This is a genomic window from Legionella sp. km772 (assembly GCF_003989735.1).
Taxonomy (GTDB): domain Bacteria; phylum Pseudomonadota; class Gammaproteobacteria; order Legionellales; family Legionellaceae; genus Legionella.
The window spans coordinates 19,820-27,379 of the sequence record NZ_RZGQ01000026.1; the positions used below are offsets into that span (position 1 = coordinate 19,820).

Genomic DNA, 7,560 nt, shown 5'->3' on the forward strand with positions numbered 1-7,560 from the left:
TAGTTTTAAAAAAAGAGTTAATTATATTCAATTTTAATAATCTTTACATTAAAATAGCTCGGCTTTTGGTGAAAAAATGTCAAAATGGCAAATGATTCACACAAAATAACCTATAACTATCCCATGTGGAATAAATCATGAACAGCAACTCGCAAAATTCTTTGCTAAAAAAAATTGGCTCCGTCTTTTCTACACTTTTTGGAAAAATTAATTGGAGTTGCCCACCCTGGCTTAGTTATTTAAAAAATAAATCTCAGAGCTCACCAAAAACATTTTGGAGCAGTATTTCACTCGTTATAGTTGCCATTTTCGCTTTGGTTTACACTCTTAACTGGTATAAAAATTTACCCGAACCGATTTATATTACTCCCTCCATAACTGTTCCTGCAATTACTGCAAATGAAGAGGTTTTGGTTCCTAATCCCTTAATTATTAACTTTGGGATGCAAGATGAAAATGAAGATGAAGAAAGCGGTTTCAAGCCAAAATCAGTAGCCCCTATCAATCTAATTGGCAAAGTTGTTAATGAAGGGATAGAGCTAAGTCCAAAGATAGAGGGGGAATGGCATTGGGAAACGGACAGTCAGCTAATTTTTATTCCTAAGGAAGATTGGCCGGCAGGACAAAAATTTACTATCCATACCACTACTAGTTTCTTTAGTGCTCAAACTATTTTAAAACATTATGATTTTAGTTTCTCAACCATTCCGTTTGCTGCGACCATTAAACAATTTAAATTTTATCAAGATCCAGTTGATGCAGAAAAAAGAGAGGCGGTTGCAACCATTGAATTTAATTATCCAGTTAACGAAGAAACATTAAAGAAATACACTACTTTAATGTTTCAAGCAATAAAAAAAGGAGCTTTAGATTTAAATGCAGAGGAACTTAAATTCGCTTACAATTTTGATGCGAACAAACGTGTTGCTTACTTACACTCAGACACTATTAAGATCAAAGACGTTGAGCGTTATTTGCGTCTTAATTTAGGAAAAAACATTGCAGCCACAAGTGGCGCCGAATTAAATAGAGAGCAAAGCCAAAATCTTTTAATTCCTGATAATACTACCTTCCTAAAAGTGGTATCCGCATCGGCCTCAATTATAAGAAATGACAAAGACCGTCCTGAACAAGTACTCACCGTAGAAACAACTCTAGGTGTAAATGAAGCTGATTTTAATAAATCCGTCCACATGTATCTATTACCGAAAGATCTTCCAGCTAGCCGAACACAGGAAAGCATACCCAATTATAATTGGCAAAATCCTGGTGAAGTAAGCGAGAGTGTTTTAGCTTTATCTACCCCACTTAATAAAGTGGCTATTCCTGCAGAGCATAATTACTCGACCTTACACAGCTTTAAATTTGCGGCTCAAACACCGCGGTACATTTACATTAAAGTAGATAAGGGTATGAAAGGTCTTGGCGGCTTTAGTCTAAATACTAATTATGCGAACATCATCCCCGTACCCGAATACCCCAAAGAAATTAGTTTTTTACATAAAGGCTCCTTACTTGCTCTAAACGGGGAGCAAAAATTGTCAGTATTAATACGCGGAGTTCCAGCAGTAAAATTTGATTTCGCTCGTGTTCTACCCAGCAACATCAATCAATTGATAACCCAAACCCAAGGCGATTTTAATAATCCATATTTTATTAACCCTACATTTAACCAGCAAAATATAAGTCAAATATTTTCTGATATCCAACAGTTCGATACCAGCGACTTGACTAAACAGCAATACACAGCACTAGATTTAGGAAAATATCTATCGGTTCCCAATGAAGATAAAAACTTAGGTCCCCATGGGTTGTTTTTATTACAAGCTACTGGGTGGGATGTAAACAATAAATCACCACTTGACGCAAAGGCTAGCCGCCTAATCTTAATTACTGACATGGGTATGTTGGTAAAAGATAATAATGATGGTAGCCATGATGTTTTTGTTAACTCGATTAGTCAAGGCACTCCGGTTGTTGGAGCAACGCTTACTGTTTTGGGTAAAAACGGCCTCCCCATTATATCACGGGTTACTGATTCACAAGGAAGGGCAAATTTTCCAACACTAAAAGACTTTGTAGAAGATAGAGAGCCTGTTGTTTATTTAGCAAGCCTTAATAACGATGTATCCTTTATCCCTTTTAATAACTACAACAGACAACTGAATTTTTCCAAATTTGATGTTGGTGGCATTTACTCAAATTCACAAGACTTACAGAGTTTAAGTGCTTATATTTTCTCTGATCGAGGTATTTACAGACCGGGAGATACTGTTCATATCGGGATGATCGTCAAACAAGCTTATGCTCAACCTCAGCCCGCTGGTTTGCCCTTACAAGTGACCGTGCAAGATCCGAGAGGCGCCACGATTAAAGACGAAAAAATCGCATTAAATGATCTCGGCTATATGGCGCTTGATTTCACCACGAATCCAAACTCACCAACTGGTCAATACACGATTAACTTATACGTGGTTAAAGATGATCACTCACAAAACTATCTTGGCTCGGAAACAGTACGCGTTGCTGAATTTCTACCTGATAGATTAAAGATTAATTCTCAATTTAGTCCAAAACCTTCAGAAGGCTGGAGCTCACCTAATGATCTAAAAGCACAAATATCGCTGTGGAATCTCTATGGTGCACCAGCAACAGATAGAAAAATAAGTGCAAAAATAATTCTAAATCCAGAAACAATCCAATTTGATGAATATCCAGATTATGTATTTTATGATCCTTTATTCGACCCCAAAAAACCGGCTAAAGTATTTACCGAAGATTTAGCTGATGAACGCACCAATGACAAAGGGGAAGCGGAATTTGCGCTTAATCTTGAGCAATATGAAAAGGCGACTTACCGTTTGACTTTTTTTGCTGAAGGCTTTGAAGCTGATGGTGGACGAAGTGTTACAACCCAATCGAAAACCTTAATTAGCCCACTCCCCTATTTTGTAGGCTATAAAGCAGATGGTGATTTATCATTTATTAAACAAAATACCACTCGCACGGTAAATTATATTGCAATTAATCCGCAGTTATCAAAAGAAGAAGTCAAAGATCTAAAAATTCAATTAATTTCACTACACCCAATTACAACCTTAGTGAAGAAACCAGATGGTACTTATCAATATCAATCTGTTATTCAATCTACTGAAGTAAGCACCCAATCGTTCAGCATTGATGAGCAAGCAACCTCCTATACCATTCCAAGCGCTAACATTGGTGATTACAATTTAAATGTTTTAAATAAAGATAATACAATATTAAGTCAATTGAAATTTAGTATTGTTGGTGCAAGTCAAACCCCTTTAGCTAAAAATGCCGAATTATCCATTAAATTAAATAAAGAGGAATATAAGGCTGGTGAAGATATTGAATTACAAATCACCGCTCCTTATACTGGTTCAGGTTTAATTACTATTGAGCGTGATAAAGTTTATGCATCACAATGGTTTAAAACCAGTACCACTAACTCTGTACAAACTATCCATATTCCCGCTGATTTCCAAGGCGATGCTTATGTAAATGTTGCCTTTATTCGGGATTGGGATTCCCCTGAGTTGTTTGTAAGTCCGCTAAGTTATAGTGTGGTTCCCTTTACCGTAAATCATGATGATCATGATATTAAAATAGATTTGCAAACAGCTTCAGTAGCCCGTCCTGGAGAAGACTTCACTATCAATTACCATACTGATAAACCCGGGAAAATTATTGTGTTTGCCGTGGATGAAGGTATTCTTCAAGTAAGTCGCTATGTTACTCCCGATCCCCTTGCCTTTTTCTTCCAAAAGCATGCTTTAGAAGTATTAACTCAACAGACGGTGGATCAAATTTTACCTAAATTCATTCAAGATAGAGAACTCTCTGCTGTAGGTGGAGATGATGGCTCTGATGACATGGCAAGCCGTTTAAATCCATTTAAGCGTAAAACCGATGCACCAGTTGCCTATTGGTCGGGAATCATCGATACCGATACCACCGATAGGCAATTAACTTATAAGATACCTGATTACTTTAACGGAAAAATTAGGGTAATGGCCGTTGCTGTTGCTACTGACTCCGTAGGCTCTGAGGAAACTTCAGCCGAAATACGCGGTGATTTTATTTTAAGCCCAAATGTCCCCACCTTTGTGGCACCAGGAGACGAGTTTGATATTTCCTCAAGTGTAGCCAACAATCTTAAGGATTCAGGAGATCATACTCAAATAAAGGTGATAGCGACTACATCCCCTGAGCTGGAGATTCTTGGCGAGTCACAACAACAAATAGAAATTGCTGAAGGTCATGAAAAAACAGTTCATTTCAAACTTCGCGCTAAGTCTAAACTTGGAAACGCTACAATAAACTTAACGGCTCAGTCGGGGGATAAATCGACCTCACTCGACTCCACCCTAAGTGTTCGTCCGGCTAATCCAAAGATGACGGTAATTGATAGCGGGCAAGCATCAACAAGCTTAAAGCGCTTGAACATCATCCAAACCTTATATCCAGATTATCGAGTGGTTGATTCAACGATGTCTACCAGCCCCTTAATCTTAGTATTTGGTTTGCAACGTTATTTAGATAATTATCCTTATGGATGTACTGAGCAATTAACAAGTAAGGCCTTGCCCTTATTAGCAATGGGTAATCAAGCTTGGTTTAGTCAGAATAAGAACCAAATTATCGAGAAAATGAAGGATACTGTTCAAATGCTCGGACAAAGACAAATGTCTAATGGTGGATTTAGTTATTGGCCAGGGCTAGGAGAAAATAGCGGCAATGCCTTTGCATCAGTGTACGCAATGAATTTCCTCACCGAAGCAAAAGAACAAGGATATAATGTACCTAATGAGTTGTTTTACAATGGCATTAGTTACTTAAAAGACCTGGCAAGTCAAACACCAACCGATATGGATAAAGCGAGAGTTCAAGCTTATGCTATTTATATACTTACTCGCAATGAACTAGTTACTAGTAATTATCTTGCTAATTTGCAGTTATATTTACAGCAAGATAGTTCTAAAGCCTGGCAAAAAGATATTACTGCAGCCTATATTGCTGCCTCTTACCAGCTCTTAAAAAGTGCTGATGAGGCAAACAAATTAATAGGATTGTATGAGTCCAAGAATACTAAAGGATCTAGTTATGATTTTTATAACAATCAAACCAGCAATGCTCAATATCTCTATCTTGTCGCAAAACACTTCCCCAATTTGTTGTCTCAAGTAAGTAATAAATTACTAATGCAACTTGTGGAGGCGATGAACAGTGATGAGATGAACACCGTTTTTGCTGGTTATACCAGCATGGCCCTAGGAACATACCAACAACACAATGGGATGACTAACGCACCCTCACTATTTATGACTGAACTCTTAGCTAATAACCAAGAGAAAAAGATAGAAAGTGAGAATGGCAACTATCTTCATTTATTTGTCGGAAATGACGTAAAACAGTTACAGCTTAATAATCCACAACAATTGACCTATTTTTATCAATTGACTCAATCTGGTTTTAATAAAGCTTTAGTGAAAGATCCTCTAAAAAAGGGTATTGAAGTTTATCGTGAATTTAGAGATGGTCAAGGCAAAGTACTTACAAGCACCACTTTAGGTAGTGAAATAGAAGTACATATTCAAATTCGAGCGTTAAATAATGACTACATCTCTAATGTGGCTATTGAAGATTTGCTACCTGGGGGTTTTGAAGTGGTACGAGACTCAATCAAAAATGACCTTATGAACTTTATTGATGTAAGGGAGGATAGAGTGAACTTCTTCGGTGGAATCAGCTCAACAGTAACTGAGCTAGTGTATAAAATAAAAGCTGTTAATCCAGGCAAATATATTGTTCCACCCATTTACGCAGAAGCAATGTACAATCCCAGTGTCCAAGGCCACGGTATTAGTGGGGAGATTAGTGTTGTAGATAGTAAGTAGCTTAAGCCCTGATTGAACCTGCGGTCGAACTTAGGTTCGACCCAAGTTTACAGTGACAACCTCATAAACTGCTGCTTCACTAAACCTGACAATGATGGGTTTTTTATAGCCGTGAATCTTCTATTGTAAGTAGTAATATGCGACCTAGGACCAGCATTATTGGCTTTCTTTAATTTTTAATTTTTTAGCCATTAACTCATCAAATAAAGCTCGCTTCTCTTCTGATAACTCAGCGCGACGTAATTTAGCCATTTCCTCGGGACTCCCTTGAACGCAATCAGCAGTTAAGCGATCAATAATTAATACTCCATTTAGATGATCAATTTCGTGTTGCAATACCCTCGCATAGAAGCCTTTTTCAATTTGCTGGTGTTCCATTCCCCGTTCGTCAAAATAACTGAGGGCAATTTCTTGATAGCGTGGTACTTTTCCTGCTTTACTGGCAACTGAGTAACACCCCTCAAAGTCTTCATGAATTAAGCTATGTCCCACAGCTCTATAGCTTGGGTTAATCATGACATGCATAGGGTAAGGGGTCACCTGCTCACGAAGCAGTGCGGCAGTTTCAGGAATATAAATAACAATAATTTGTTTCGCAACATTAACCTGAGGTGCAGCAAGCCCTACACCTTCTAAAGCATATAATTTCTCTTTCATGGCTTGGATCAAAGAACGATCCTCGCTAGTTAAAGGAAAAGTGACCAAGGCTGCTGGATTTTTTAAAACCCGCCTATGTTCAGCTTCCTCAATCGTTACAATATTAAGCCCCATGCTCGCAGTTTTCTTCATTATTAGTCCTAGTAGTAAAATGTTCAGGTATTTTTTCATCAATCCGCATTATTCACTTATCCCCAGGCTAAATTGTACAACATCAAGAATACCTTTAGCACATACTGAACAAAACTGCTCATGTGACTCCATCACACAGTTAAACCCCGGTTTATGGCTTCGAGCCCTGCTGCTTTGAGAGTCGCCATATCCCCCATAATAGGCCCCATACACAGGCGGCGAGGAATGCCAAACATTATCAGGAGTGGGAAGGACAATATTAGGATTAACAAATTGATTCCATTTCAAAGCTGCATAAGAGGGGTTTTCTAAAAAGCTTATGTTTTGTGACCAAGGCTCGCTGATGCCGGGAGCAAACTCTAACTCAGTCCTACCCCCTCCTTCATATTCTTCATTAAGGCCAAAAAAATGTCCCATCTCATGAAGTAATAAATAAGTAAAATAAGCATCGTTATTAGCAGGTATAGCCGTATGGGACATATAATTGCCCACACCCCAATAGTCGGAATTATTCACCAGCACTACAGGATAATCATAAGGTGCTGAAGCTAAAGCTTGGCGAAACTTATTTTCTCGAGTGGGGTAAACTATATGATACCAACGACCAAAATTATCCCAGTAAGGATAATACAACCCCAAAAATGAATTAAACTCAGGAATTGGAAAACCTAAATTTTTAGCTTTTCCTAATTGCTCCTGAGAAGGATTAAATACCGCATAGAAGCTCATGTACTCTGATATAGGCGCGGATTTTTAGACGAAAAAAAGGTATTTTTAAGAGCTATTCTTCTAATATAAGAGGGGAATAGAATGACCAAAAAGCGAAATTATTACACTGCATCAAAAAAAT

Annotated in this window: 3 protein-coding genes; 1 reads left to right on the forward strand and 2 read right to left on the reverse strand. The window is 37.9% G+C overall.

The window, feature by feature from the left end:
* The first annotated feature begins 137 nt into the window (after window positions 1-137).
* The gene (locus ELY15_RS04965; protein WP_127098552.1) at window positions 138-5,921 is read left to right on the forward strand and encodes an alpha-2-macroglobulin; all 5,784 of its coding nucleotides are present in this window, start codon (window positions 138-140) and stop codon (window positions 5,919-5,921) included.
* Between the two features lie 156 nt (window positions 5,922-6,077).
* Here ELY15_RS04965 and def read toward each other — a convergent pair whose 3' ends face one another.
* Window positions 6,078-6,692, reverse strand: a complete 615-nt coding sequence (gene def, locus ELY15_RS04970; RefSeq protein ID WP_127098554.1) for a peptide deformylase — start codon at window positions 6,690-6,692, stop codon at window positions 6,078-6,080.
* Between the two features lie 66 nt (window positions 6,693-6,758).
* A complete protein-coding gene (locus tag ELY15_RS04975) occupies window positions 6,759-7,439 on the reverse strand; it encodes a M64 family metallopeptidase (protein ID WP_370449384.1) in 681 nt (226 codons plus the stop codon).
* Window positions 7,440-7,560: the final 121 nt, after the last annotated feature.